The organism is Pseudoalteromonas sp. P1-11, from assembly GCF_001399995.1.
Taxonomy (GTDB): Bacteria; Pseudomonadota; Gammaproteobacteria; order Enterobacterales; family Alteromonadaceae; genus Pseudoalteromonas; species Pseudoalteromonas atlantica.
In genome coordinates this window covers 1-26562 of the sequence record NZ_LJSP01000021.1, presented here as the reverse complement: position 1 = coordinate 26562, position 26562 = coordinate 1, and the positions used below count along the sequence as shown (strand labels likewise).

Below are 26562 nucleotides of genomic sequence, written 5' to 3'. Positions count from 1 at the left end.
GTTGGCGTTCCCCGTCTCAGTGGGGTCGCATTATAGGGAGATCCGAAAACAGATCAACCCTTTTTTTAGATCTTTTTACTGTTCGAACAAAAATAGAGCAAAACAGCATAAAACTAGCTAAATCACTGGCTAAGATGATGCTTTTTTATACTGATTTTTATTATTTAATATAAATTTCATTGCTATGTTCGTTTAAGACGTTAAGATAGCAAGTTCACAATGTTAAATTAATGTTTATTTCCTGTTTATTGGTAGATCTAAAATGAAATTACCCGATCAAAAATCTTTTATCTTCTCTGTTATTCTTGCTGTAGTTGGTTTTGTTATTGTTGAGTTTGCTTTAGGCAGCTTAGCTTTAAGCCCAGCATTGCTATTTGGTGCTGGTTTATTAATTGGTGGGATTGCTATTGCTGCAATATCATCGGAAGGTGGTGAAGAAGCTGAAGTTAAAACAAAAACACTTTATGTTGGTAATCTTCCTTATCGTGCAAATGAAGGTGTTGTTCGCGCTTTGTTTGAAGAACAAGGTAAAGTTTTCAACGTGCGCCTATTAAAGGATAAAAATACTGGCAAACGTCGTGGCTTTGGTTTTGTTGAAATGGCACAGGCAGATGCAGACAATGCAATTGCTAAGTTAAACGATAGTGAGTTTCAACAGCGTACTTTAAAAGTACGTGAGGCAAAACAAAAACAAGAAGATGATTCTAGCTCTTTACGCACTGAGACGGATCAATCAGTGTAACGTGCTTTATAGCTAGCTTATTACTCAAAACATCAGCCGTTGCATAATATTGCAGCGGCTTTTTTTTGTCTGTAAATTTATTTCCAAAGTTATGCTGCTCTAGTAGGTAGTTTACTCTGCTAGCAATGGCCGCGCCTGAATCGAGTAATTGCACTGCGTTATTAAAGTACGCTTGTATAGCATCGCTAAGAATTGGGAAATGTGTGCAGCCTAGTACAAGTACATCTATATCTGAGTTAATGCGCAAACGCGTAAGCTCTTTATGCAGTTTGAGTGTATCTAGCTGCTGAGTGAAAAATAACTGCTCTGCCAATGCCACCAGCTCAACACTGCTATATAAAATCACTGTTACGTTGCTGGCATGCTCTTTTATTAATGTATGAGTATAGGGGCTTGCAACTGTGGCGGGGGTTGCCAATAAGCCGATGTGCTTTGTGCGAGTTACTTCAGCAGCAGGCTTTATTGCGGGCACTACGCCGACAATAGGTATTGATGTAATTTTGCGTACTTCACTCAAGGCTGATGTAGAGGCTGTATTGCAGGCTATAACAATAAGGTCGACATTAAGCGCGTTGTGCTCAATAAAATAAATGAGTGAGCATAAACGCCCTATAATAGTTTGCTGGGTTTGCGCGCCATAAGGGAGTAACGCATTATCCATAAAGTAGCTGTACTGTGCATCTGGAATACGCTTTTGAATATGCTCAAGCACGGTGGTGCCACCTATACCTGAATCAAATACCATTATGTGGGCTGACAAACTTTGGTTCCTACTGTTTATTAAGAACGGCAGTTTGCCATGAGGTATTTATAAAAGAAAGTAGTTTAGCTTTGCTCAGACTTTAGCGCGTCGAGTGCGTCGCCCGCTGAATTTAATTGGTTTAGGTTTTCAAACATTGCTTGGGTGTAATCAACTAGCTGATCGACCGCTGCTTGATCTTGGTTTAGCCACTCTATAATACCGGCAAGCTGATCTTGTAAGCCTAGTTGCGATGCTTTATCAAATGCATTTTTTAGATCGTCATTAAAAGGTGCGATCGCATCGGCTACCTCTTTTGTTGGGTTTGGCTGATATTGCTCATAACTTTTAACGGTAGCGACTGTTTTTGTTTGACGAAGGTCCATTGAAAATGCAACAAGTTGCTCACTGCCTAAGCTCAGCTCTTGTGCTTTTTCAAATGCTTCATCCAAATCACCACTAAAGAATGTTTTACTTACACCTTGTAGCTCTTCCATCATGGCATTAATAGCATCTTGCTCTTGTTCGTTTAAATCACCATTAACTGACATTGAAAAAGACAGCTCTCGAGATTGCGACGATGAGCTGGCAAACGATTCGCTGTTATTGCTTTGTTGATACCCGCTCGCTGTTTGAGACTCATATGCATCAGCAAAGCTAATACTGACCTCATCACCTTCGGCCGTTGTAAACTTATACTCGGCATTGCTGCTCATACTTACATATTGTGCTTGGCTTACGCTAACACTGGCCGCTTGTGGGTTAAACAGGGTTTGCTCAAACTCATCAAGCCCCTCAAAAATGCCTTCTTTTGACTTGTCGATGCCCTCTTGCATTTCTTCGTTAAATACACCGGTGCCTTTTAGTTCATCAACCGCTTCGTCTATACCGGTTTGAACACCTGTGCGCGCATCATCTAACATATTTTTTAATTTATCGTCATCGGCACCATTGGCTTTGGCTTTATTAACTGCGCCAGATACAAAGTCGAGTACATTTTTTACTATTTCATCAAAATCGAATAAAGGTTTATCGGCTTGTTTTTGCTCAACAGGTAAACCTAGTTGCTCTGCCATTTTGTCGCCAAGCACTTTTGCAGCAAGTTCTCTGCCTCGCTGTAATGAACTTTCTTGCGGAGATTGGATTGTTGGCTGCTGTAGCGCCTCTTTATTATTGAATTTGTTTACGTTGTTGTTTGGCGTATAGCCATAATTACCGATTTTCATGATCCACCTCCATTACGTACTTAGCTTATTATCGGCTAATAGTGACAAAACTAAAGTGCATGTTTAAAAAAACAGCAACTTTATTATCAGCAAAACTAGACAAATACTGCTCGCTCCCTACAATAGCGCCGATAAATAGATCTCATAGATAAGGTAGTAGCATTAATGGCAGTGATTAAAATAGATACCACACAGTACGATACGCAGCTAAATGAAAAAGAGCAGCGTATTACGTCGCAATTTAAGCGATTTGGTGTGCAAGCGTTAGAGGTGTTTAGCTCACAGCCAATTAACTACCGCCAACGTGCTGAATTTAGAGTATGGCACGATGGGGATGATCTATTTCATATTATGTTTGATCAGGCCACGAAAGAAAAAATTCGCGTCGACACCTTTGACCCTGCCGCGCCATTAGTTGGTGAAGTTATGCAGGTGATGATTGATAATTTAAAGTCGTGTGAAGTATTACGTCGTAAGCTGTTTCAAATCGATTATTTATCGTCATTAAGTGGCGAGATTTTAGTAAGCTTGCTTTATCACAAACCACTCGATGAGCAGTGGCTAACTGAAATAAAAGCCCTGAAAGAAAAACTGAGCAGCAAATACAATATTGACTTTATTGGTCGTGCGCGCAAACAAAAAGAAGTACTAGGCAATGATTTTGTTACTGAGCGTTTAACCGTAAACGGCCAGGAGCTTATTTATCAACAAGTAGAAAATAGCTTTACGCAGCCTAATGCTAAAGTGAATATAAAAATGCTGGAGTGGGCACAAGACTTATGTAAACCACTGAGTAATGACCTGCTGGAACTTTACTGTGGTAATGGTAATTTCTCTATTGCATTGGCGGGTTCGTTTAATCGCGTATTGGCTACTGAAATATCTAAGTCTTCTGTGCATTCAGCGCAATACAACATTGCTAAAAATAAGGTAGATAACTTAGATATAATTCGTATGTCGAGTGAAGAGTTTACCCAGGCAATGAATGGCGAACGTACCTTTTCGCGTTTAGAGGGGATAGATTTAAAAAGTTACGATTGCCAAACTATTTTAGTCGACCCTCCACGCGCAGGTATGGATACCCTTACCTGTGACTTAGTAGCCAACTACGAGAACATTATTTATATATCGTGCAACCCAGAAACGCTTGAGCGCGATTTAGATCACTTAACCCGTACTCATAATGTTAAGCGCTTTGCGATATTTGATCAGTTCCCTTATACGCATCACATAGAATCGGGTGTTTTCTTACAAAGAAAATAGTGAGTTAATATTATAATGCCAGCACCTTTATAAGTGCTGGTATTTGATTTTCACTAAACACTTCAATTTGATGCTCCATCAGCAACTTAGCAGTCATGCCCATGCCCTGTACTTTTACCCCACTATGGCTACCATCGTAAATTGTATTTCTACCACACGAAGGGCTCGACTCTTTAAGTAAAGCAAAACGAATTGCATGCTCATTACATAAGTCTAGGGCTTTAGCTGCACCTGATTTAAATTCTTTAGTTACATCCTCATAAGTGCTCGTTACGACTCTCCCTTGTTTTATCTCTGCTGATGCTCTAGGTGTTGGCAATCCACCAGCCACCTCAGGACAAAACATAACTAACCTATTTTCTTTACGCCATACATTAATTTGCGGGTGCGATAATGCTTGGCTTTTACCATCGTATCGAACAGGTAAGCCAAATAAACAACTCGATATTAATATTTTTTCCATTGCTATATCCCTATAAACAAAAAAAGCTCCTTACGGAGCTTTTTTGTTTTAGCAAACCTTACTTGTTCGCTAAATAGTTAATTAATTTACTAATATCTTCTGGCGCGGTAATACCAGACTCACGGCCTAGATTTAATTTGTATTTACCATTTACGATAAAGGTTGGTACGCCACGTAGCGCGCCTTTTTCTTTAAAGTAATTTTGGTCACGCTTCATTTTAGAGCTTAATGTACGTACCGAGAAGCTTTTGTATAGTTTATCAAACTTATCGCCATCAACACCCTGCGCTACAAACACATCTTTTACATCTGCAAGCTCGTTAAATTTAGCGCGCTTAGTGTGAATGTGATTAAAAATAGCCGCAACAATTTTATCTTTTTGTGGAAGTACTTCCGCAGTGGCCAGCGCTTGGCTCATCATTTGTTGGTTTTCTGGATCGCGAACACCGACAAAATCAACATGGCTCTTTTTAAATTTAACGTCTTTGTCTAGCTTTGGCTTAAACTCACCAATTAACGCTTCCATGTTATTACAAGCAGGGCAATAAAATGAGAAAAACTCTTTTACTTCTGGCTTTTTAGTCGCGCGCTCTGCAACTATATCGTAATGCACGCCCTCTTCATAAGTGGCGGCTACACTGCTCGCAGCCATAGGCAGTAGTAATGCAAGTAAACCTGCTTTAACTAATTTGATCATTGTTATTGTTCTCCGAGATTAAAGTGTTAGTAAAAAAGCAACTAACTCATTCAGTTCTTGCTGGTTATTAATGGTGTTAATGTTTATTTTATATTTATCGTTTACCATAAAGGTAGGCACACCAGTTAGCGCACCTAGTTTTGAATATTTGTTTTGCTTATCTTGCATGGCACGCTCAGCTGAAATAATTGGCATGCTGGCAATGTCTTGATCAAACGTTGCACTATCGATACCGTTAACTTCAAGCAACTTTTTAACGTCTTTCATTTGCGTTAAAGGTGCGCGCTGTACATGAATACTTTTAAAAATTTGGTCGCTGATACTTTGTGCTTGACCGTGCTTTTTACCGATTAAGTAGGCGTAGCTTAAGTTGCTTTGCGCCTGTGGTGATACACCGCCTAAAAAGTTAACGTGATTTTTTATAAATTCAGTGCCCTCAGGTAGGCTTTTTTCAATTGCCTTTGCAACAGGCTCAAATTTAAAACAATGCGGACAGTAAAACGAGAAAAATTCGGTTACTTGCGGCTCTGCGCTTTTTTCTACATCAATAACAGTATACTGGTTATCGGCTTCAAACTGTGCAGCAAGGGCTGCAAATGGTAAACATAAAAGTAGTAGGCTCAGTTTCAATTTTTTAAGCATTGGTATCTCGTGTACTTTTTAAATAAAATTTTATGGCAATAACTTCAGCGGAGCTTCTTGCAGTGCTGCAAACTGCTCTTTAAGCGCTAAAATTTGTTGCTCCCAGTATTTGTCTTCAGCAAACCATGAAAAGTTCCGTACGAACGCAGGATCACTCCATCGTTTTGCTACCCAACCCATATAGTGAATAATACGCATTGCACGAAGCGGTTCAATTAATTTGAGTTGAGTGTGGTCAAAATCACAAAACTCTTCATACGCATTTACAAGGGTGTCTAACTGTAACAGCTGTGTTTGACGATCGCCACTGAGCATCATCCATAAATCTTGAATGGCCGGCCCCTGACGAGCGTCATCTAAATCAACAAACATAAGTGCTTCGCCTGCCCACAAAATGTTACCTGCGTGGCAATCACCATGTAAGCGGATCTCTTGCACATTTTTATACTGTGCTTGCGCTTGTTCAATAACCAAGTCCAATATGGTGTAAAAAGCCGTGCTGATCCCCATAGGTACCAAATTACTTTTTTGCAGATGAACTTTAGCTGTATGCAAATATTCTTCGCAGCTAAAGGTGGGTCTGTGCTCAAAGGCTTTACTTTTAGCCACCTGATGCATACGGCCAATTAAACGACCCATTACATCAAGCTGATCCAGGTTATCAACTTCAAACTGTCGCCCGCCTACACTTGGAAATAACACAAATACATAACCTTGGTGCTCAAATAAGCTTTCTCCGTTGTGTTTAATGGGTGCAACAACGGGTACTTCGGCCTCAGCTAATTCAAATGCAAAGTCGTGCTCTTCTTGTATTTGCGCTTTGCTCCAGCGCTCTGGTCGGTAAAACTTAACAACGTAGCGCAGGCCATCTTCCGCCTTAAATTGGTAGACTCTGTTTTCGTAGCTATTAAGTGCTAATAAACCTGACTCTGCATATATACCAACGCTTTCTATCGCATCGAGAATTAAGTCGGGCGTTAAATCTTCAAAACTAAATTTACTCATGGGCTTCTTAATTTAAAAAGCGGGTTACCCCGCTTTTGTTAGTGTGTTTATCGCGCTTTAAAAAAGTTACTCGGTTGCGATATGCTTTCATCGGGGTCATTAACCGGTGAAAGTACAAAGTTAAACTCCGTCATTGGCGCTTTTAAATCATACGGGTCCATCACAAGTGACAGTGGCACATTATGCGATTGCCCTGCTTGCACTGTAAATGTTTGCTTGCCAATGTACTTAAAGTTTTCAAGGCCTTGAACATCAATATTAAAGGTTTGCTCGTACTGCGCCTTGTTGATTACTTTTAATGTATAGGTGTTTTCTACCAAGCCATTAAAGTCAACTCGATACAGTTGGTTACGGTCTCGTATTATGTCAAAGTCCATAGGCTTTCTAAATGCAATGTTAGCCACCAGCGCACTGGTAAGCACCACCAGTATGACCGTGTAACCTATGATTTTAGCTCGCAGTGGGTTGGTTTTATTTTCAGGTGTTTCGAGATTACGCTCTGTAGTATAAGAAATAAGACCCCGCGGGTAATCCATTTTATCCATTACACCATCGCAGGCATCAATACATGCACCACAGTTTATACACTCGGCTTGCAAACCATTACGAATATCTATCCCTGTAGGGCACACCTGTACACACAAGTTACAGTCTATACAATCGCCCATTTCTAAATCTTCGTGGGCAATTTTACGCGAACGTGGGCCTCGGCTTTCGCCGCGTTTTTCATCGTACGTTACGGTGTAAGTGTCTTTATCAAACATAGCTGATTGAAAACGTGAATAGGGGCAAATGTGTAAACACATAATTTCACGCATCCACCCTGCATTAGCGTAAGTACACGCTGCAAAGAAAATAATACTTACCAGCGCGTAACCACCTACATTAAAGGTAACAAAGTCAGGGAGTAATTCACGGATAGGCGTAAAGTATCCGACAAACGAAATCGCCGTATATAAGGCAAATAAAACCCAACTGGTGTGCTTTGCTGTTTTTCGCCAAAACTTATCAAAGTCCATCGGGCGTTGATCTAGCTTTTTACGCTGATTCGCTGTGCCTTCAAACTTTTCTTCAAACCAAATAAATATAAAGGTCCATACAGTTTGCGGGCAGGTATAGCCACACCATACTCGGCCATAAAAGGTAGTAACCAAAAAGAGTGCAAACGCGGCCAACATAAATATAAAGGCTAATATAGTGAAATCTTGCGGCCACAGCGTTAGCCCAAAAATATTGTACTTTTGGCCAACTAAATCAAATAACACAGCTTGCTGGCCATTAAAATTTATCCAAGGCAAAAGCATAAAGGCAAGCATGCCTAAAAAGCCTATACGCTGTCTAAGTAACTGATGAAGCCCTTTTACTGCGCGAACATAAATTCGGTTACGTGGGTTAAACCTGTCGTCTTGACGGCTTAAATCCGGTTGTTGGATTTTAACCTCTGCAGGTATATTCTTTACTTTAATTTGCTTGTCCATCGAAGTTCCTCAACGCCGCTTGGAAATAAAAACGTAGCAATATGTGCGTATTCTATACTGTAACTGTAGTTCGTTAATGGTAAGTGTGATTAGTTTAAATAATCAGCTTTTTGAATACTTTCAGATATTTCAGAAATATCTAACTGCTGTTGGCTATTATAACAATACTGGCTAAAATTACAGGTATAGATTGCTAATAATTTATTCATCTCAGTTACTTGCTTTTAAAATGCAGTTTATTACACTGCTTGCTAAATTTACCCCATTAAGATCAAGGTTTACGCATTCATGAAAAAGTTTATTATATTGGTCATTCTGATCCTTGCGTTTTTTACTATTGATCACCCATTAGTTAAAGAGCCCCGCGAAAAGCTATTAGGTGAAGGTGTGGGTTTTTTAAGTGATGCGAGCAAAATAAACCGTAGCCCAGCAGCCAATATGGCTAAAAACCGCATTAGCAGTGCGTTAAAGCTCTCTGAGTCTGAACACGAATATATTGAAAAAACCTTTACCACTGATGATTCAGTGCAGTTATTTCATTTACGTTATTGCCGCGAGCGCGACCTAAATTTATATTTTTACGAAGAGCGTTTAAATACAGTGTGTAAAATTGTATCGGATGCATTAGAACAAAAGAGAGCTAAGTAGTGGATTTTTCGCAGTTAAACAAAAAAGCGAGTGACTCTTTTCATAAACAGCGCACAATACTTAAAAAGCTATCGCAAGGAAAAACCTTGCATTGTGAGCAGTGCGGCGAGGTGTTAACACTCGATTTAGCCACCAGCGAGCCGGGTAAAGGCGTTGTTAAGTGTAAAAAAGGCTGCACTGATATTATTTTAGAACTTGGCGCTTAATTATCCTAAGCGCCGTTTAATATACCTAAAGGCTACTCTTCCCACCCTTCATCTGTAATCAGCCCACTGTTTATGGCTACCACCTCAATAAGCTCGGCAAAACCTAATGCAAAGTCGCCCATTGATTCGTACTGATACTGGTATAAGGCTTCGAGTGTCATGCTATTTTGCTGCGCAATTTGCACTCTTGTTTGCTCATCAACAGCAAAAAAGCTAAGCGTACTTAGCGCACTCTCTAGTGCTTCTTTGTACTGAGGCTCTAAAGCGGGAGCTGTTAATAGAGGTTGTGCGTATTCTTTAGTTGCACGTAAAAAACCTTCACTCCACGCTTGGGTATAGTCTAGGTCAAAATTGGCGGGTAACTTATAACCGGTTTCAAATACTTGCTCACTAATTTGATGGTACAACGCCATAAATAAAAACAGTATTTCTTCGTCTAAATCGTTAGCCGTATTAGGCACAATATGCGCTAACCACTGGTGAACTTCTAATGGGCTTGGCGAACAAATAACCCCAAATAGATAGCCTTGGCTTTGTGTTAATGACATAGCCTGAGGTTGAGTACTTAAAAATGCACTTAATTGCTGTGCGTGTTGTTCGTTAAACTGTGGTAATTGCATTAAATCTCTTTTATTACATTAAAAATTTAGTGGGTAGCGGCCCTGTGCATCGGGGCGGCCTAAAAACTTAACCGCGTCGTGTACATCTTTTGGTAAGCTGGCATCAGGTTTAACATAGCCTGCTACTTTAAAGTCAAAGTTAGCTTTAAGTGTTGCGTCGGCTTCAAGACCTAACGTGTTATCTGGGTCGACCAAAATAGCTATATCGCCCGACTTACAGCTTAAAATGCCACTCAGTGGGCCTATATTAAACCAGCCATTAAAGCCTTTAACATCTATATTTGGGCTGGCAATCTCGCCTTTTAATGACTCACAATAAGGCACACCTGAGGTGTACTCGTTAAGCTCTAAAATGACTCGACCTTTAGCCGTAGCTGGTATAGGTAGTGCAATACGTTGCATGGCACGCTCTACGGTCGAGCGAATTATACCATCGGTAACTTTAACCACATTATTAAATAATCCGTAATTCACATCAGCATAGCCCGAAATATCGCTACGCTCACGCGGATTACCAAATTTTAAGTTAGCATTTAAATTACCCGTAAATAACTGCCAGCCAGCAATATCCCAGCGTACATTATTTAGCTGCTCGTCTTGATAGCGCACTTGCATCATTTGACCTTGCCATACACTCCCTACGGTTTGCCCTATTTCAAGCTGCTTTGGTAAGTACGGCTTAGCTAGGTCTAACGCAATGGCCGCTGGTAATTTCATTATGCAAAACACAATAAAACTAATAAAAAATACCACTGATAATATTATTATTTTTTTCATTAATTACTTCTCTAGTACTAAGCGGCTTACACGTACAAACCCTGATTTATCATCTTTGCTTAAATCAAGGTTCTCTACTCTTAAGCCATGCTGATTAACCAGTTCGTCTAACCATTCTATTAATTGATTAAACTCTACCGAATCAAGCGTTAAACGTAACGAGTTATCGTTAGGCTGCATTTTACTAATAGTAATACGGTAGCGACTACGCGTTGAATTAACCACTTGGCTAATATTTTGATTGCTAATTGCCTGCGTGTTACCCGCCGCTTTTAACTTTACTATGCTTTCATCAACCCATACGAGCAGCTCTTGCTGAGTGACGTACGACTTTTTAGCTTTATCTATGGCGTTATTTAGAGGTCTAAAAATTCCCATTACTAAAACAAAAACAACAAATATACCACCAGCAACCATAATCAATTGCTGTTCTTGCTCTTTTAAAGAGCGCCAGTATTGCATTATTTGCTTTTTCATACTGCACCTCGCAGTTTTATTTCGCCTACTACAAAATCGCCATCGTTATTTAACGACCCTTGTTCAACCGTTAACCCTTGCTGCTCAAGTATACTTTTTACTTTACCAAACGTTTGAAAGTCTTTTGCGCGTGCGCGTATTCGCAGCTCATTACGGCGTTTATCGTAACGTAGGGTTTCTGGCGTAAATTCGCTTACCTGCGAAAACACGCCAACCAATTGGCTGGTCAAATCTAAAAACCCGGCTTCACTTTCGCCATTAATGGTTTTAAGCGCGCCCCTGATTTGGCTTTTAATTAAGTTAGGACGTACTTTAGTTCCTGGGAATGCTTTTTGGTATCTATCCACTACCTGGGCTTTAGCAAGCTCAACACGCGAGTTAAGTTGATTTAGTTCAACCAGCTTTATTGCAATGGTAGCAAATAAAGCAACACCGGTAATAATGGCTGCGCCTTTCCAATAACCCCACCACAGTGCACTTTTCTTTTTAAGCTGGTACATACCTTGGCGTAAATTAAATTTAACGCTGGTAAGTTGTTTAGCAAATAAGGCCAATGGTAAATCGTAGTCGCTTGCTTGCGAAATTAGGTTAATACTTTCAGGAAACTGATTAGCCGGGCTATAGTGCTTTACGCTCGGCTCGCCAAGTGCACTTAAGTAATCCTTTAGCCAGCTATTTTCAACGGCACTAATATGCCAATCGCCTCTTTTAAATAACCACTGATTATTAAGCTCTATGGCGGTTAATGTATCATCGTCGGCTATAGGCAGTAGCAGGGCATCAGGTAAAATGGTGTATACCGCCAAGTTATGCTCTGAAAATAAAGCAAGCCAGGTCTCAAACCACTCGCGGTCAGTTAAGGCAACTTTAATTGCATGCTGCTCATTAATCATAGTGGGCTCGCCAATTGCGACAAATAGCTCGTCTATATCGCACGCAATATCTTCTTCAAGCATGTATGGCAATGCTTGCTCTAACTTGCGATTCCACTTAGTCGGCAACGCCACTGTTTTAAGCTGCACCTGATCGCTAGGCAGTAATACCACTACCTCACGGGTTTGCGCTTTTTCACTTAGCTCACTTAAACGGCTTGCATCGGTTAATTCCCCACTGGCAATTATTTCTTGTTCTTGTGGTGAATAAATTAACCAATTTAATTTATCTTGCTCTGTTTGACCCGTGCGGATCAGCAGTATTTCTGTCACTGTACGCCTCCAAATTTTCGCGCCAGTATCGTTACTTCGCCATTTTTGGCATGAAGTAATGTGGTCATCGAAAAACGCAAATCGACAAATGTCGCCTGCGTTTGTAATTTAAAATATTCGCTGTTAATACTAAATAGTTCTTTAACCGAATCTAAATTTGTACCGCCTTGCTGCTGTACCTCGGAAAAAAATTCATCCACGCTATCAAATCCGGTTTCAGGGCGAGCTGCTATAACGGCCTCTGCGCCCGATAACGATAATTCGTCAATCATGGCACTTAAAATAAGTGCCTGTTCGGGAAGTAACGTATTGACGTTAATCGATAATAAGGGAGACCCCGGAATAACACACACAAAAGGTAATACCTTTTCCATTACGAGCGGATTAAAACCTTTTACCAAACGCAGCTCAGAAGGTGATGCAAATAAACTATTTGCGCTCATATAAGGGTAATCACGCGATAAATACTCGTCTTCTTCAGCGCCTGAACGATAGGTAATGCTGTTTTCATCAAGCCAGTCAAATACACTGTCTGCCATTGCTTCTTCGCTTTCCTCGGCAGGTAAATCTTCAATGTTTTCTAATAATGCAAATAGCGCTTTATGAGCAGGGTTGGTTTTGCTGGTAGAGTTTGAGTCTGGCGCTTCCCCTAATGCATTTAAATTTAAACACGCTTGTAAGTCAGTGATTTTACCGCTTAGAGTTCCGTTATCTACAGGGTATTGGGTGTCGCCTTGCGTGGCCCAAACCTGATCTAACGAGGTTTTGTCAGGATCATCGTCTTTACTTAATTTTAGTGCCTTTATTGCCAGCTCTTCACCGCCGTAGGCATACCACTTTGCTTGCTGGTGACCTTGCAGGTTAGTGCTTTTTTGAACCTGCACCATTAAATTAGCACTCATTTCTACGGCTAATATAGCGGCCAGTGCAACAATAAACAGCACAATAACTAATGCGGCACCGCGTGATTCGCGCTTATTCATTAATTACTCTCCCCGCTGTTTTTGCCCTGCCCGGGTACTAAAAAAACACGACGAATAGGCTCTGCCTCAATTTGTTGTAAAGTAACCGCAACCGCTTTAGGTAAGGCTTTTATTTGCCATTGCTCTTGCCATTCGTTGTTGGCATCTAAAAATTCAAATTTAAGCTCTTCAATACCTTTTAAAACAACTTGTACCCGCGGCTCCATATTATCAAGCTGATCTACATACACTCTGTATACACGCTCTAAATTGTCATCAAGCACTCTATACCCTACAGCTTGTAACTCAGAACGAGGCAACAAATTAATAGGGTTTACCCAGCCATCACGTACAAACGCAATACCATCGTATTGGCTTTCTAATATATAACGCCCTGCTAGTAAGTATTGCTCTTGCGCATCACCGGCTTCGTTACGTACAGTGCGCTGAGTCATTTGGCTAAAGTCTTGGTCCATTAACCTAAATGCGGTTTGTAGGCCGTTAAGCTCCGCTATTTTTTCATCAGACGCTTCTTTTGCTTTGGTGGTTGAGTCTAAAATTTGGTGAGTAGCCATAATCACCACCGCTAAAATAGCCATAGCAACTAATACTTCGATTAATGTAAATCCGCGCTGCTTCACTTATTAGCTACCTTTATTTAAATAAGTTGAAAGCTCGTACACCGATTGCTCGTATTTTTCGTCGCTAAAAACATTTATGGTCACTTTTACAAAGCTTTTGTCTGCAGTTTTTGCTATTTCTTGCTTCCAAAACCACTCAACGCCCGCCATTACTTCGCTGCCGCGCGCGCCATTTTTAGCCTGCCAGTCTTTACCTTTACTACGCTGCACCACAAGCACATTTTCTGCCACCCACGATGCATACGTTTGCTCTTCAAGTGTTGTTAAATGATTTATATGCTCGCCGGTTGCTTGCATAGCTGCAATCCCAGCCATAGCACAAATACTTAGCGCCACAAGCACTTCGAGTAAGGTAAAGCCTTTATTTAGCCTCATTATTATGGCTCTTTTCGCAAATTAACAGGGGCTGTAAATTCCCCTTCAATGTAATACACAGGCTCGCTTTGCTCTTTTAATTCAACAATAAGCTGAAAGGCGCTGACCTCGCCAGATGATAAAATAAGGACTTGCGGTATTTTTAGTTTTTCAAGCTCTAATAAGCTATCGTCATCGCCGCCGCTCATTAGCTCACGCCAATTAGCTTGCTCAAGTAAGTTCTCTTGTGACCAAGCTAAATCTTCTAAATTGAGCGTGAGTTTTAGCCGTTCATCCAGCTCAATGGGCTTGTAAAGGTCTTCGCGGTCAAAGGTAATCCATTTTTCGCCATCAAATACTAGAAACTCAAGGGTGTTTTCCTCAACCATTAAGCCAAGTTCTATTTGATTTAAAATAGCAAATTCAGAGGCCATGTTAATGGTGGTATGCAGCCTAAGCGCTTGTGTATCAAGCTCATCTTCGGCACCGCCTTCTAAGCTGTATACCACCATTTTGGTCGCAAATGCGATAATAGTAAGTACCACTAAAATTTCTATTAAGCTAAACCCACGGTGGTGGGCGCGCATACGATTAAGGCTTACTTGCATAGTAAGCCTCGTGCAATCGTATTTAACCATACTGCTGGGTTAAGTCGCATTTATTGCTCGTCTTCGTTCCAGTTGCCAATATCATCATCGGTACCGGCTTCGCCATCAGGTCCCATTGAAAAAATATCAAACTTGCCAATTTCACCTGGGCTAATTAGCTGGTACGGGTTGCCCCATGGATCTTCTGGTAATTCATTTACAAAACCACCATCAGGGAAACGCTTTGGAATTGGCTCAATGCTGGTTTTATTGACCAATGCTTCTAAGCCTTGCTCTGTGCTTGGGTAGCTTTTATTTTTAAGCTTGTATAAGCTCATTGCATCTTCAAGCTGTTGAATATCTAGATGTGCTTTATCGATAGCAGCTTCTTCTTGTTGGCCCATAATATTAGGCGCCACAATTGACATAATCATCCCGATAATAACCAATACCACCATTACTTCGAGTAAAGAAAAACCTGATTGTTTATTCACGTAAATACCTCATTTTCCAAAAACATAATTTAATTTGGCGTCATCTAAGTAAATACTAACTTAGCTAACCCCTTAAAGCTTAAAGTCCCACCGCTTTATTCATTGCCATTATTGGCTGTAAAATAGCCATTACTATAAACAAAACAATCACCGCCATTGAGGCAATCATTGCTGGCTCTAATAATTTTAATGATACGTTTACCATGCTTTCAAACTCACGGTCTTGGTTATTAGCCGCGCGCTCTAACATTTGTTCTAGCTCACCTGATTTTTCACCGCTGGCAATCATGTGCAGCATCATCGGCGGAAACAACTTAGTTTGCTGTAAAGCCGCTCTTAGGCTTGCACCTTCACTGACTCTATCGGCAGCATCTGCCACCGATTTTTTCATTTTTTTATTCGCTAATACGCCACCCGATATGCGCATTCCTTCAAGTAGTGGCACTGAGCTTGACGATAAAATACTGAGCGTACGTGCAAAACGCGCGGTATTAATACCCCGCGCTACTTTACCAAAACCAGGCATGTGCAGTACGCGGTCGTCCCACCAAAAGCGAATTTTAGGTTGTTTAAGTGCATGTTTAATGCCTACTGCCAGTGCAGTAATGACTAACAAACTTATAAACCAATAATTTTGTACAAAGTGGCTGCCTGCCATAACCCATTCGGTTGTCCAAGGCAGTACTTGCTTAGTTTTTTCGAAGGTTTTTAAAATTTTAGGCACTACGGTACCGAGTAAAACCGAAACAATACCAATAGCAAAAATAACCAAAATGGTAGGATAAACCATGGCTTGAGTAATTTGGCTGCGCATGTGTTGGCGCTGTTCGGTGTAATCGGCAAGGCGATTTAATACTTGGTCAAGGTGCCCTGATTTTTCACCTGCGGCTACCATTGCTCGGTATAAATCGTCAAATACATGTGGAAATTCACTCATGCCATCGGCCAGTGTATAACCCTCTACTACCTTTGAACGTACCGACATTAGCATACGTTTTAGGCGAGGCTTTTCACATTGCTCTGCCACCGCCATGACAGCCCCTTCAACTGGCAATGCCGATTGAATGAGCGTAGCAAGCTGGCGCGTAATAAGGGCTAAATCGGAGGTTGATACGCTGGGTTTAAAAAAACGACTTAATAACGGCGTTTTTGCGCCACTAACCTGTTTTTCCCCTTCTGCTGCAGGGACAACTTCAAGCGGCGTAAGTTTTTTTTCGCGCAGCGCTTGGCGAATTTGCTTAGCTGTATCGGCTTCTAAAATGCCTTTTTGCTCTTTCCCTCGACCATCAAGGGCACGGTATTCAAACGCCGCCATGGTTAGGCTTCCTCACGGGTAACGCGTAGAATTTCTTCAAGGGTTGTTTTGCCTGCCAGTACGCGGCTACAGCCATCTTGGCGTATGCTTGGGCTTTTTTGGCGAATGTATTTTTCAACACTTTGCTCGCCTTTACCGCTGTGGATCATTTCGCGTATTTCTTCATCAACCACCAGTAATTCATGAATACCAGTACGGCCGCGGTAACCATTAAAGTTACACTCTTCACACCCTACTGCGCGGTAAATTGTAGGTGCGCTATCAAACGGTACACCTAGCAGCTCACACTCACGTTCATCAGCAGTGTGACCTTCTTTACAGCTATTACATAAAGTACGTACTAAGCGCTGCGACAGCACGCCTAACAATGATGATGACAGCAAGAATGGCTCTACACCCATGTCTTCCATACGGGTAATTGCGCCCGAGGCGGTGTTGGTATGTAGCGTAGACATAACTAAGTGACCTGTAAGCGATGCTTGCACGCCAATTTGCGCGGTTTCAAGGTCACGTATTTCACCGACCATTACCACATCGGGATCTTGACGTAATATTGCACGAAGCCCGCGGGCAAAGGTCATATCTACTTTGGTGTTTACTTGTGTTTGACCAATCCCCGGAATTTCGTACTCTATTGGGTCTTCTACCGTTAAAATATTACGATCGCGAGAGTTTATTTGGCTCATACCGGCGTACAAGGTGGTACTTTTACCAGAGCCCGTTGGGCCAGTAACCAAAATAATACCGTGTGGTTTACTAATTAAATCAGCAAACAACTCTCGATTTTGCGGCGTCATGCCTAAATCTTCAAGGTTTAAGCGGGCATTGTTTTTATCAAGTAAACGCAATACTACACGCTCACCAAAGCTAGATGGCATGGTAGATACACGTACATCTACTGCACGCCCTGCAATACGCAGGCTAATACGACCATCTTGCGGAATACGTTTTTCTGCTATATCTAGTTTCGCCATTACCTTAATACGCGAGACGAGTAACGAAGCAAGCTTACGATTAGGTTTAAGCACTTCTTTTAATACGCCATCAACCCTAAAGCGAATCACAAGCTCTTGCTCAAAGGTTTCGATATGTATATCGGATGCACCTTCTTTAATTGCTTCGCTTAACATGGCGTTGATTAGTTTGATGATAGGCGCATCATCATCGCCGGCTAATAAATCTTCGGTTTGAGGGAGCTCATCGGCAAGGGAGAATAAATCGACCTCATTACCAATATCTTCCATCATTTGTTGTGTTTCAGAGCTGTCGCGCTGATACGCAGCCTCTAATAGTAACTCAAATTTATCGTCAGCTAACTGCTCTAGGGTAAAGCCTTCACCTGCAATGCGACGCACTTCTAGCAATACTTCAACATCTAGCTCGCCGCGGTAATACACAACTTGCTGTTCATTATTTTTACTAAGCAGTACACCCGCTCTGCGCGCATACGAAAAAGGTAAACGCTTTGGAGGCAACTCAACTAAATCGTTACTTGTAAGTAACTCCTCAGAGCGTGTTTCATCACTACGATGAACCACGTCTTCGTTTATTTGTTCTATTGCGCTAGTCATCTTCACGCTCTGCACGTTCTTTAGAGCTCAATGCTTTTAAGTGCTCTTCATAAGTTGGTGGCAGAATAAGCTCATCATCCCAAGATGGGAGTAAAGGAACATCTGAATTTGGCATAAGCTCTATGCCATCTTCTTTCTCTTTCATTTGCTCGCCACGGATAAAGTTATACTTATTAAAGCTTAACTTATTCATATTAACGCCATCGCGAATAATAGTTGGACGAATAAATACAATAAGATTACGCTTACGTTTGGTCGTATTAGTTGACTTAAATAAGTGACCTAAAATTGGGATATCACCTAAAATTGGTACCTTAGATACACTTTCTTGTACGTCTTCATCAATTAAGCCGCCTAACACAACCATACCGCCATCATCAGCCATAACGGTTGTGGTAATGGCGCGCTTATTAACAGAAATATCGACAGCGGTTGCACCACTTACACTCGATACTTCTTGTTCAATTAATAATTGTACTGCTGAGCCATCGTTAATTTGTGGGGTTACTTTTAGTTTTACACCCACCTCTTGGCGTTCAATGGTTTGAAATGGATTATCGTTATTACTGCCTGTTTGCGAACCAGTAATAATGGGCACTTCTTGACCCACTATCATCGACGCTTCTTCGTTATCCATGGTGGTAATTGAAGGTGTAGCAAGTATGTTTGAGTTAGTGTCAGTTGAAACGGCCTGAATAATTGCACCCCAGTCGTTTTTAACTAGACCAAACGCTAAGCCATTAACACCGCTTAATAATGAAGCAAGCGCGGTGTAATCACCTTCTGACGTTTCATCGTAACTGGTAACTAAGCCACTTTCTGAGCCTATTACTGTTTGAGTAGTGGTTGTGTCTTGCGCTTGAATACCTGCAACCGCTAATGAGCCTACAGGCACAGTTGAGCCATTATTAAACTGCAACATACCGCCATCTTCTGAAATCCATTGCGTACCTAAGTTAACGCCATCCGATTCCATTACTTCAACAATAATCGCTTCTACAAGTACTTGCGCACGGCGAATATCGAGCCTATCAATCACGGTCTCTAATGAGCGCATGGTATCGGGCTGTGCTGTAATAACTAATGAGTTTGAGTCAGGGTGAGCTTCAATACTGGCATCGTTTTTATTGTTTGTGCGAGTTTTACTTGTGCCTTGGCCATCTTCTGCAAGCGTTTTACTTACGCCTTGCAGTACTTTTACTAAATCCTCTGCTTTGGCGTAGTTTAAGTAAAATACTTTGGTATTACCTTGGCTTTCAAGTTCGCCATCTAGGCGCTTAATTAGTTCTATAGCACGGGTACGGGCTTGCCCTTCACCGCTTACTATTACGCTATTAGTACGGCCATCGGCAACTACCTTAGGGATCAAAAATTCAGGAACGCTGCCTTTACCGCTGTCTTTGTAAATATTTTCAACAACCGATACTACATCATCTGCTGTTGCATATTTAAGCTTAACAATATCTACACGCTTATCACCGGCTTGATCTACCGAGCGAATAATTTCTACTAAGCGATTAACCGACGCTGCATGGCCAGTAAGCATCATGACATTGGCAGCATTAAAGTTTGCTACATGGCCACCGTCTTTTTGGTCGCTAAATTGACGTACTAATGGACCAAGCTCTTGAACACTTACATTTTTAACGCGTACCACACGGGTGATCATCATATCGCCCGATGCAGCGCTGTTTTCTGTAATTAGCGGCACATTTGATTTTTTAGCGTCAGAGCTTTTTTCAATCTTGATAATACCGTTGTCCATTTCTACTGCTGAGTAGCCATACACTTCGAGTACATTTAAGAAAAATTGGTAGTACAGCGCTTCATCCATTAACTCATAACTGCGTACGTTTACTTTACCGCGCACATTTGGGTCAATGATCACTGTTTTATTAAGGTTTTTACCAACAATGTTTATAAACTCGTTGATATCTGTGCCTTTAAAGTTTGCAGCATATTCAACAGCTGAAACCGACAACGAAATACTGGCTGCTAAAAAAAGCGCTGCGTACTTAGCTAACCCTTTTTTAATTTTTTTGAGGTGTAGCACCTGAACCATTATGTTAAAACTCCAAAGCTAAGTTATTGCAGGCTAAATTGCACATCGATTTGCTCACCATCACGTTCTATCGTAATTGTGGCATCGCTGGTATTACGCAGCTCATTAATAGCTGCCATTGCCTGTTGTAAATCTGTTAATTGGTAGCCGTTAATAGCCACGGCTAAATCATTATTCTGTAGGCCCATTTGTTTAAACAGAGCAGGCTCTTTACCTGGGCTCAAGCGATAGCCGATTAACTCGCCATCGCTCATTGCTTGTGAAACACGAATATAATCAAATAACTTACCAGGCTCACTTAGTAGCTCTTCTCGTGTTTCTATTATTGCTTCTTTTACATCTGGGTCAGCGGTTGCGTTAATTTGCAACTCGCTTTGTTCTATTTTTTGCAGCCCCATGTCTTGTGCTTCGCGAGCGGCAAGCACAGGCATAGACACTTTTTTACTAAAGTCGAGACCATCTAGCATTAGCGTTTCAAATCGGCCGTTTACACTTAAAATAACGCGATCGGGAAGTATTTGCGCAACCTCTGCACGGGTGCCTTGTACAACCTCTTCAACTAAGTAACTAACTTGTCGCCCCTGTGACTCAATAATAGCAATACCTGCCTTGTCGTCGTTACTTACAGCAACAATACCAGTTAGATTAATACTTAAGCGTGTTTCTGGCGCATTATTAATTACTTCGTTTTGCTGCGCAGTATTGGTTTTATTTGTTACAGTTTTTTTACCAAATAAAAATTGCTCTATAATATTTTGTACTGAGGTAGTACTAGAAGCCTTCGATGCGGCTGAATAGTGAGATGGAGCAAGCGGTGTAGAGATCGGTTGTGGCCATACCAGCCATACTAATTTTGAGAGTAAATAAGCAAGATAAACAACGACTAACAGCGTAACTACTGCGCTTAATTTAGCATGGGGTAGCCGTGTTAAAAATTGTTTAAGCTGTTGAATTTGCTGTTCCATAATAATGTTCTTATTTTAATTTACTGCATAAGCGCGTACCCATAGTACCCTTTCATTTTTCATTCAACAAGCACACTAATATTAAACTTTGTAAACAGATTAATATAACAATGTAATGTTGACTAAAAAACCAGCATGCGCCGTAATACCTTCATCCTACGATGATTTCATGATAAATTTTACGATATATAAATAGTCGATTGAAGAAGCCTAATGAGTAAAAAAAATAATACTAATGCCGACTCAGACCACAACAGTGAGCCAAAAGTTCGATTAGATAAATGGTTATGGGCTGCGCGCTTTTATAAAACCCGTGCGCTTGCACGCGAAATGGTGCAAGGCGGCAAAGTACATTATAATGGGCAACGTACTAAAGCGAGTAAAACGGTGGAGGTTGGCGCAACCATAAAACTTGCCCAAGGCGTTGATGAAAAGCTTATCAAGGTACTTAAAGTGCTTGAAAAACGCCAAAGCGCCCCCATTGCACAGACCTTGTATCAAGAAACTGATGCAAGTATTGCAAAACGCGAAGAAAACGCCATCGCACGCAAAAATAACAGCTTCTTTGCTCCACATCCGGATAAAAAGCCCGATAAAAAGCAACGACGCGAACTTTTAAAAATGAAATCAAGTTAGGTATAGCCGCTCATGCAACAAGATTTACTGCACCGTTATTTATTCGACAAACTCGATGTTCGTGGCGAACTCGTTCAAATTGAGCACGCCTACAACGAGATGATAGCTAATCACAATTACCCTGAGCCAGTTAAAGCATTATTAGGTGAATTACTCGTTGCAACGTGTTTATTAACTGCCACTTTAAAGTTTGAGGGTGAAATAGCCGTTCAGCTACAAGGCGATGGCCCTGTTAAATACGCTGTTATTAACGGCGACGATAAACAAAATATGCGTGGTATTGCGCGCATGCAAAGCGAAGTTAGCGGCACAACGGTAAAAGAGCTTGTAGGTAAAGGTTATATGGTTATTACCATTACTCCAACCAAAGGCGAACGTTATCAAGGCATAGTGCCTCTTGAGCACGATACATTAAGTAAATGTATTGAAAGCTACTTTGAGCAATCAGAACAGCTAAAAACACGCCTTTGGTTTGCAACCGACACAACAGAAGGGAAAGCCAAAGCCTGTGGGTTGTTTTTACAAGTACTGCCTGTTGATAAGCAAAAATCAATTAATGACTTCACTCACTTAGAAGCCTTAAGCGATACAATTAAACGCGAAGAGCTATTAGAGCTTGATGCCAATACCGTATTAACGCGCTTATATCACGAAGATAACCCGCGCGTATTTGACCCGCAAGCTATTACATTTAAATGTGGCTGTAGTAGAGAGAAAACCATTACTGCTTTAGTTAATGTAGGCCAACAAGCATTACTTGATGATGTTGCTGAAAATGGCGCTGTTAACATTAGCTGTCATTATTGCCTAAAAGAATATGTTTTTGACGAGCAAGATATTAAAAATATTTTTAATTAACCTCCCACCTCATAATCAAATATAAAGCCGCAAAATATGCGGTTTTATATTATAAAATGATGATACCGGTGTCATGAATTTTGTTAATTTACTGACACCGGTATCATTGAAATTATTCATGTTTTTTAACAAATATATGTGTTTTTAGGGCCTTTACAGGCTCGAATATCTCAAATCCTTCTGTTACTATAATTTCAGCTTAAGGGAATTAAGAACCCAGAGCTATCCCGTTCAAACTCTCACACATAGTTAGGTATAAACATGACTACAAGCGCAACACGTTTTGTCGATTTAACCGCAGCTGAACTTGTCGAGCATGCGATTCGTCGTGGCGAAGGGACACTAGCCGCAAATGGAGCCTTTGTTGCAATTACAGGCAAGCGCACTGGTCGCTCTCCTAAAGATCGCTTCATTGTAAAAGAAGCAACAACGCAAGATGATATCCAATGGGGCAATGTAAACCGCCCATTCGATGCTGACAAATTTGACGCTTTATGGGCTCGCGTAGAAGCACATGTGCAAAGTAATGACCACTTCACCTCTCACCTAGAAGTTGGCGCAGACCCTGAGCACTATCTACCTGTAGTTGTTACTACAGAAACAGCGTGGCACCATATTTTTGCTAAAAACATGTTTATTGAGCCTAAAAACTATAATGCATCTGATTTACCCCAATGGCAGGTAATGAATGTACCTTCGTTTGTTTGTGACCCACAGCGTGATGGCACCAACAGCGACGGCACTGTTATTATTAACTTTGCTCAACGCAAAGTGTTACTTGCTGGTATGCGTTATGCCGGTGAAATGAAAAAATCGATGTTCTCCGTTCAAAACTTTCTTCTTCCAGCAAAAGGTGTATTACCAATGCACTGCTCTGCTAATGTAGGAGAAGCGGGTGATACAGCACTATTCTTTGGTTTATCGGGTACTGGTAAAACAACTTTATCGGCCGACCCAACACGCTTTTTAATTGGTGACGACGAACACGGTTGGGCACCAGGAAGCGTATTTAATATCGAAGGTGGCTGTTACGCAAAATGTATCGACCTCTCACAAAAAAATGAGCCAGTAATTTGGAATGCTATTCGCTTTGGTACAATTTTAGAAAACGTTGTACTTGATGAAACACGCACACCTGACTTTAACGATACAAGCTTAACGCAAAATAGCCGTGCCGCTTACCCGCTAGAGCACGTAGAAAAGCGCAAAGTTGAAAACCGTGCTGGCGAGCCAAAAGCTGTTGTATTTTTAACCTGTGATGTGAGCGGTGTTTTACCGCCGGTTTCTGTACTTAGCGAAGAAGCCGCAGCTTTTCACTTTTTAAGTGGTTACACGGCTAAAGTAGGCTCTACAGAGATTGGCTCAACTAGCGATATAGAATCTACATTCTCAACGTGTTTTGGCGCCCCTTTCTTCCCTCGCCCTGCAGGTGTTTACGCTGAGCTGCTTATGAAGCGTGTACGCGAATTTGGCGCAAAGGTTTACCTTGTTAATACAGGGTGGACAGGCGGCCCATACGGTACTGGTGAACGTTTTGATATTCCAACTACCCGCGCTGTAATAGATGCAATCGTATCTGGTAAGTTAGCCAATGTAGAAACTCAGCATATCGATGTATTAAACCTAGACGTACCAGTGGAAGTCCCTGGTGTGGATAGCAAGCTACTTAACCCAATTAATACATGGGAAGATAAAGCAAAATATAATGAATATGCAGCAAAACTTGCCGCTGACTTCACTGAAAACTTCGCTAAATACGATGTATCAGATGATATTAAAAATGCAGGCCCAAAAGCATAATTAATTACCAAGCCTGATTTAAACGCCAGCCTATAAAGCTGGCGTTTTTGTTTGCTAAGCTAATTATTTTATTGCTGCGACATTTTGTCGCAGTTCTTTTCTATTAAACAAAGATACAATGCGCCATCCCTATACTGCATATTTTTAATGGTCACTCTTTTATGCGTTTTAATGGTTCATGGCGAAAAATAGCAAGACGTGTACATTTATACCTAGGCTTATCTATCGGGGGTGTACTCGCACTCATTGCTCTAACAGGTTCTATACTCGTTTATTACCCCGAACTAGATGAAAATATAAGTAATTTAAGTACAGAAACAGCGAGGCCTATAAATTGGGATACCGCATATCAAACACTAAAAACTCACTACCCAGATAAACAAGGCTCGTGGCGTTTAGAAAGCACTAAAAATAAACATTATATTCCCGCAAGATATTACAACCCAAACGAAACAGTGGAGCACGCTTTTGCACCACTTATGGTTTGGCTAAGCCCTGATGGCAGGCTTATATTACGTGAGGATGTATGGGGTAACTACTTTGTTACCTGGATTTATAACGTACACTTCTCGTTACTTGCAGGTAGCGCTGGTACAATCGTTATAGGTTATATAGGAATAGGTAGCCTTATACTACTCATATCAGGCCTATGCGCTTGGTCGCCTAAAAAAGGGCTATGGACTAAGGCTATAAAGTTTAAAGCGCGCAGCTCTTTACTGGGCGTGTTATATGACTGGCACAAGTTGCTTGGTTTAATTTTTGCTCTGCCTTTAATCTTATTAACAGCAACCGGCATAATGTTAGCAATACCCAAGCAAACCGATCCTTTAATAACAGCCCTGCTTGGAAATATAGATAGACCTAACAGCGCAATAATAAAACCCCAGCGCAGTATTTCCTTATCAGCAGCACTTAGTACAGCACAAGAGGCCATGCCAAATACACGGCTAGCATGGGTAGAAACCCCGTCAAATCACAATGCGGTATATCGGTTTAGGTTCAAAACCAAAAGCGATCCCTCTTATCGCTTTCCTCACAGTTATGTGCAAGTAAATGCAAGCACAGGAGAGCTCATAAGTGTTTTTAATATAGATAAGATGAGCATTGCCAGTAAATTTAAAAACTGGTTGCATCCACTTCACAATGGCAGCATTGGCGATCAGCCATTACGAATTCTATGGGTTTTATCAGGGGTAGCCAGCGCTTTGTTATTTGCCCTGGGCCTTTTTAGGTGGCTCATTAAAACGGAACGATTTAAATACACTATAAGCTAATTACAAAGCTTATTTAAAATATCAAACGAGCCCTTCACAACCTAAACCTGCTTGTATAACTACGACCTAACTACGACCTAACTACGACCTAACTTACGACCTAACTTACGACCTAACTTACGAGCTGCTTACGCAGCGTAAATCAAAGCAACAGCGATATAGATAGTCAAACCGCCTTATACCAAACTTGAGGTGCTGCGCTTGATAATAAGCTAAGACCTATGAACTGTTTGTAAAATTAATTCATTACTTTAAGTTATATTGCGTGCTTTAATCGCGGGCTTCGTGAGCCTCAATTCACGCTACGAAGGAGTTGCGGAACTATATAATGGCAGGTATTTCACTTTTCTAGAGACGTAGAAAAAGCACTTCATTTCTCAAGCAGCGTTCTGGTATTGGGAGTAGGAGCGCTACACATCAGAATGTCGTGCGGACTAAGGTACGCATATTTAAAAACGCTATATTTACCATACAAAGAGTTTGAGCTCTGTGGTGGGCTTTTGCCGCGGGTTTCGTGATACTCAACCCACGCTACGGTGGTGGTGGAGATTGTGCGAATAATATCTGGAATGTATTTTTACTTTTCTACGGACGTAAAAAAGCCCAGCTCTTTCGAGTCGGGCTTTCTTGTATTTGGAGCCTAGCGATGTCGTAATGCCCACAGCGGTAGAGAGTCACATAGCAAATGTACATTATCATTGTCTCGGGGCGGCCTTTCGTAGGGCTCGCCTTCGAGCTGTTTCGTTTCACTACTGAGTTCGGCTATTTATTAAAACCCAGACAGCAAAAAACCCGTTACATCGCTGCAACGGGTTTCTCTTATTTGGAGCCTGGCAATGTCCTACTTTCACATAG

The 26562-nt window shown here is 41.2% G+C and carries 28 protein-coding genes; 8 read left to right on the top strand and 20 right to left on the bottom strand.

Annotated features, from left to right (window positions below; translation table 11 throughout):
- Positions 1-262: 262 nt before the first annotated feature.
- Complete coding sequence (locus tag AN390_RS19180; protein ID WP_004588429.1) at positions 263-742, top strand: hypothetical protein; 480 nt, start codon at positions 263-265, stop codon at positions 740-742.
- On the opposite strand, the gene murI is transcribed toward AN390_RS19180, so the two are convergent.
- Positions 705-1502, bottom strand: a complete 798-nt coding sequence (murI, locus tag AN390_RS19175; RefSeq protein WP_055255786.1) for a glutamate racemase — start codon at positions 1500-1502, stop codon at positions 705-707. The genes AN390_RS19180 and murI overlap by 38 nt on opposite strands.
- 65 nt (positions 1503-1567) lie before the next feature.
- Positions 1568-2707, bottom strand: a complete 1140-nt coding sequence (locus AN390_RS19170) for a DUF5610 domain-containing protein (protein ID WP_029773305.1) — start codon at positions 2705-2707, stop codon at positions 1568-1570.
- A 165-nt stretch (positions 2708-2872) separates the two neighbouring features.
- On the opposite strand from AN390_RS19170, the gene trmA reads away from it, so the two are divergent.
- Positions 2873-3970 carry a tRNA (uridine(54)-C5)-methyltransferase TrmA gene (gene trmA, locus AN390_RS19165; RefSeq protein ID WP_055255784.1) on the top strand — a complete coding sequence of 366 codons (1098 nt, stop codon included), beginning with the start codon at positions 2873-2875 and terminating at the stop codon, positions 3968-3970.
- A 10-nt stretch (positions 3971-3980) separates the two neighbouring features.
- Here trmA and AN390_RS19160 read toward each other — a convergent pair whose 3' ends face one another.
- From AN390_RS19160 to ccoG, 5 genes are read right to left on the bottom strand one after another with little or no spacing between them, the layout of a single operon-like run.
- A complete protein-coding gene (locus AN390_RS19160; RefSeq protein WP_055255782.1) occupies positions 3981-4433 on the bottom strand; it encodes a DUF523 domain-containing protein in 453 nt (150 codons plus the stop codon).
- Positions 4434-4491: 58 nt separating this feature from the next.
- Positions 4492-5130: a thiol:disulfide interchange protein DsbA/DsbL gene (locus tag AN390_RS19155; RefSeq protein ID WP_055255780.1), complete on the bottom strand. Its 639-nt coding sequence runs from the start codon at positions 5128-5130 to the stop codon at positions 4492-4494.
- An 18-nt stretch (positions 5131-5148) separates the two neighbouring features.
- On the bottom strand, positions 5149-5772 hold the full coding sequence (locus AN390_RS19150) for a thiol:disulfide interchange protein DsbA/DsbL (RefSeq protein WP_055255778.1): 624 nt from the start codon (positions 5770-5772) through the stop codon (positions 5149-5151).
- Positions 5773-5802: 30 nt separating this feature from the next.
- Positions 5803-6777: a serine/threonine protein kinase gene (locus tag AN390_RS19145; RefSeq protein WP_055255776.1), complete on the bottom strand. Its 975-nt coding sequence runs from the start codon at positions 6775-6777 to the stop codon at positions 5803-5805.
- 47 nt (positions 6778-6824) lie between these two features.
- Positions 6825-8255 (bottom strand): cytochrome c oxidase accessory protein CcoG, encoded by a 1431-nt coding sequence (gene ccoG, locus AN390_RS19140; protein ID WP_054983932.1) that lies wholly within the window; start codon positions 8253-8255, stop codon positions 6825-6827.
- A 288-nt stretch (positions 8256-8543) separates the two neighbouring features.
- On the opposite strand from ccoG, the gene AN390_RS19135 reads away from it, so the two are divergent.
- Both AN390_RS19135 and AN390_RS19130 read left to right on the top strand, forming a co-directional pair.
- Entirely contained in the window at positions 8544-8903 is a 360-nt protein-coding gene (locus AN390_RS19135; RefSeq protein WP_004588437.1) for a hypothetical protein, read from the top strand.
- The gene (locus tag AN390_RS19130) at positions 8903-9109 is read left to right on the top strand and encodes a hypothetical protein (protein WP_004588438.1); all 207 of its coding nucleotides are present in this window, start codon (positions 8903-8905) and stop codon (positions 9107-9109) included. Before AN390_RS19135 ends, AN390_RS19130 begins: the two co-directional genes overlap by 1 nt.
- A gap of 32 nt (positions 9110-9141) precedes the next feature.
- Here AN390_RS19130 and AN390_RS19125 read toward each other — a convergent pair whose 3' ends face one another.
- The 13 genes from AN390_RS19125 to gspC all read right to left on the bottom strand — a co-directional run bounded on the left by AN390_RS19125 (position 9142) and on the right by gspC (position 21139).
- Positions 9142-9729 (bottom strand): UPF0149 family protein, encoded by a 588-nt coding sequence (locus AN390_RS19125; RefSeq protein ID WP_024032548.1) that lies wholly within the window; start codon positions 9727-9729, stop codon positions 9142-9144.
- Between the two features lie 18 nt (positions 9730-9747).
- Positions 9748-10506: a type II secretion system protein N gene (locus AN390_RS19120; protein ID WP_024032549.1), complete on the bottom strand. Its 759-nt coding sequence runs from the start codon at positions 10504-10506 to the stop codon at positions 9748-9750.
- A 3-nt stretch (positions 10507-10509) separates the two neighbouring features.
- Positions 10510-10983, bottom strand: coding sequence for a type II secretion system protein GspM (gspM, locus tag AN390_RS19115; RefSeq protein WP_024032550.1), 474 nt, complete (start codon positions 10981-10983; stop codon positions 10510-10512).
- On the bottom strand, positions 10980-12188 hold the full coding sequence (gene gspL / locus AN390_RS19110) for a type II secretion system protein GspL (RefSeq protein WP_055255774.1): 1209 nt from the start codon (positions 12186-12188) through the stop codon (positions 10980-10982). Before gspL ends, gspM begins: the two co-directional genes overlap by 4 nt.
- Entirely contained in the window at positions 12185-13171 is a 987-nt protein-coding gene (gspK, locus tag AN390_RS19105; protein ID WP_029773312.1) for a type II secretion system minor pseudopilin GspK, read from the bottom strand. Before gspK ends, gspL begins: the two co-directional genes overlap by 4 nt.
- Positions 13171-13791, bottom strand: coding sequence for a type II secretion system minor pseudopilin GspJ (gene gspJ / locus AN390_RS19100; RefSeq protein ID WP_004588444.1), 621 nt, complete (start codon positions 13789-13791; stop codon positions 13171-13173). Before gspJ ends, gspK begins: the two co-directional genes overlap by 1 nt.
- A 3-nt stretch (positions 13792-13794) precedes the next feature.
- Entirely contained in the window at positions 13795-14166 is a 372-nt protein-coding gene (gene gspI / locus AN390_RS19095) for a type II secretion system minor pseudopilin GspI (RefSeq protein ID WP_024032554.1), read from the bottom strand.
- 2 nt (positions 14167-14168) lie between these two features.
- A complete protein-coding gene (gene gspH, locus AN390_RS19090) occupies positions 14169-14753 on the bottom strand; it encodes a type II secretion system minor pseudopilin GspH (protein ID WP_004588446.1) in 585 nt (194 codons plus the stop codon).
- Between the two features lie 50 nt (positions 14754-14803).
- On the bottom strand, positions 14804-15226 hold the full coding sequence (gene gspG / locus AN390_RS19085) for a type II secretion system major pseudopilin GspG (RefSeq protein ID WP_004588447.1): 423 nt from the start codon (positions 15224-15226) through the stop codon (positions 14804-14806).
- 79 nt (positions 15227-15305) lie between these two features.
- A complete protein-coding gene (gene gspF / locus AN390_RS19080) occupies positions 15306-16541 on the bottom strand; it encodes a type II secretion system inner membrane protein GspF (protein WP_004588448.1) in 1236 nt (411 codons plus the stop codon).
- A 2-nt stretch (positions 16542-16543) separates the two neighbouring features.
- Positions 16544-18112, bottom strand: coding sequence for a type II secretion system ATPase GspE (gene gspE / locus AN390_RS19075; RefSeq protein WP_055255771.1), 1569 nt, complete (start codon positions 18110-18112; stop codon positions 16544-16546).
- Positions 18105-20174: a type II secretion system secretin GspD gene (gene gspD, locus AN390_RS19070; protein WP_054983939.1), complete on the bottom strand. Its 2070-nt coding sequence runs from the start codon at positions 20172-20174 to the stop codon at positions 18105-18107. The genes gspE and gspD overlap by 8 nt, the downstream gene beginning before the upstream one ends.
- Before the next feature lie 23 nt (positions 20175-20197).
- Positions 20198-21139 carry a type II secretion system protein GspC gene (gspC, locus tag AN390_RS19065; RefSeq protein WP_055255769.1) on the bottom strand — a complete coding sequence of 314 codons (942 nt, stop codon included), beginning with the start codon at positions 21137-21139 and terminating at the stop codon, positions 20198-20200.
- Positions 21140-21352: 213 nt separating this feature from the next.
- Here gspC and hslR point away from each other — a divergent pair, with 213 nt between their 5' ends.
- The 4 genes from hslR (at position 21353) to AN390_RS19045 (ending at position 25707) form a co-directional block, all read left to right on the top strand.
- Positions 21353-21775: a ribosome-associated heat shock protein Hsp15 gene (hslR, locus tag AN390_RS19060; protein ID WP_055255767.1), complete on the top strand. Its 423-nt coding sequence runs from the start codon at positions 21353-21355 to the stop codon at positions 21773-21775.
- 12 nt (positions 21776-21787) lie between these two features.
- The gene (gene hslO / locus AN390_RS19055; protein ID WP_024032560.1) at positions 21788-22633 is read left to right on the top strand and encodes an Hsp33 family molecular chaperone HslO; all 846 of its coding nucleotides are present in this window, start codon (positions 21788-21790) and stop codon (positions 22631-22633) included.
- Positions 22634-22894: 261 nt separating this feature from the next.
- Complete coding sequence (locus AN390_RS19050; protein WP_004588454.1) at positions 22895-24433, top strand: phosphoenolpyruvate carboxykinase; 1539 nt, start codon at positions 22895-22897, stop codon at positions 24431-24433.
- Between the two features lie 161 nt (positions 24434-24594).
- Positions 24595-25707 carry a PepSY domain-containing protein gene (locus AN390_RS19045; protein ID WP_055255761.1) on the top strand — a complete coding sequence of 371 codons (1113 nt, stop codon included), beginning with the start codon at positions 24595-24597 and terminating at the stop codon, positions 25705-25707.
- The last annotated feature ends 855 nt before the right edge of the window (positions 25708-26562 follow it).

Coding starts and splice junctions, on each gene's coding strand:
- AN390_RS19180 (WP_004588429.1), top strand. CDS start 263: ATGAAATTACCCGATCAAAAATCTTTTATCTTCTCTGTTATTCTTGCT.
- AN390_RS19170 (WP_029773305.1), bottom strand. CDS start 2,707: ATGAAAATCGGTAATTATGGCTATACGCCAAACAACAACGTAAACAAA.
- trmA (WP_055255784.1), top strand. CDS start 2,873: ATGGCAGTGATTAAAATAGATACCACACAGTACGATACGCAGCTAAAT.
- AN390_RS19160 (WP_055255782.1), bottom strand. CDS start 4,433: ATGGAAAAAATATTAATATCGAGTTGTTTATTTGGCTTACCTGTTCGA.
- AN390_RS19155 (WP_055255780.1), bottom strand. CDS start 5,130: ATGATCAAATTAGTTAAAGCAGGTTTACTTGCATTACTACTGCCTATG.
- AN390_RS19150 (WP_055255778.1), bottom strand. CDS start 5,772: ATGCTTAAAAAATTGAAACTGAGCCTACTACTTTTATGTTTACCATTT.
- AN390_RS19145 (WP_055255776.1), bottom strand. CDS start 6,777: ATGAGTAAATTTAGTTTTGAAGATTTAACGCCCGACTTAATTCTCGAT.
- ccoG (WP_054983932.1), bottom strand. CDS start 8,255: ATGGACAAGCAAATTAAAGTAAAGAATATACCTGCAGAGGTTAAAATC.
- AN390_RS19135 (WP_004588437.1), top strand. CDS start 8,544: ATGAAAAAGTTTATTATATTGGTCATTCTGATCCTTGCGTTTTTTACT.
- AN390_RS19125 (WP_024032548.1), bottom strand. CDS start 9,729: ATGCAATTACCACAGTTTAACGAACAACACGCACAGCAATTAAGTGCA.
- AN390_RS19120 (WP_024032549.1), bottom strand. CDS start 10,506: ATGAAAAAAATAATAATATTATCAGTGGTATTTTTTATTAGTTTTATT.
- gspM (WP_024032550.1), bottom strand. CDS start 10,983: ATGAAAAAGCAAATAATGCAATACTGGCGCTCTTTAAAAGAGCAAGAA.
- gspK (WP_029773312.1), bottom strand. CDS start 13,171: ATGAATAAGCGCGAATCACGCGGTGCCGCATTAGTTATTGTGCTGTTT.
- gspI (WP_024032554.1), bottom strand. CDS start 14,166: ATGAGGCTAAATAAAGGCTTTACCTTACTCGAAGTGCTTGTGGCGCTA.
- gspH (WP_004588446.1), bottom strand. CDS start 14,753: ATGCAAGTAAGCCTTAATCGTATGCGCGCCCACCACCGTGGGTTTAGC.
- gspF (WP_004588448.1), bottom strand. CDS start 16,541: ATGGCGGCGTTTGAATACCGTGCCCTTGATGGTCGAGGGAAAGAGCAA.
- gspE (WP_055255771.1), bottom strand. CDS start 18,112: ATGACTAGCGCAATAGAACAAATAAACGAAGACGTGGTTCATCGTAGT.
- gspD (WP_054983939.1), bottom strand. CDS start 20,174: ATGGTTCAGGTGCTACACCTCAAAAAAATTAAAAAAGGGTTAGCTAAG.
- gspC (WP_055255769.1), bottom strand. CDS start 21,139: ATGGAACAGCAAATTCAACAGCTTAAACAATTTTTAACACGGCTACCC.
- hslR (WP_055255767.1), top strand. CDS start 21,353: ATGAGTAAAAAAAATAATACTAATGCCGACTCAGACCACAACAGTGAG.
- hslO (WP_024032560.1), top strand. CDS start 21,788: ATGCAACAAGATTTACTGCACCGTTATTTATTCGACAAACTCGATGTT.
- AN390_RS19050 (WP_004588454.1), top strand. CDS start 22,895: ATGACTACAAGCGCAACACGTTTTGTCGATTTAACCGCAGCTGAACTT.
- AN390_RS19045 (WP_055255761.1), top strand. CDS start 24,595: ATGCGTTTTAATGGTTCATGGCGAAAAATAGCAAGACGTGTACATTTA.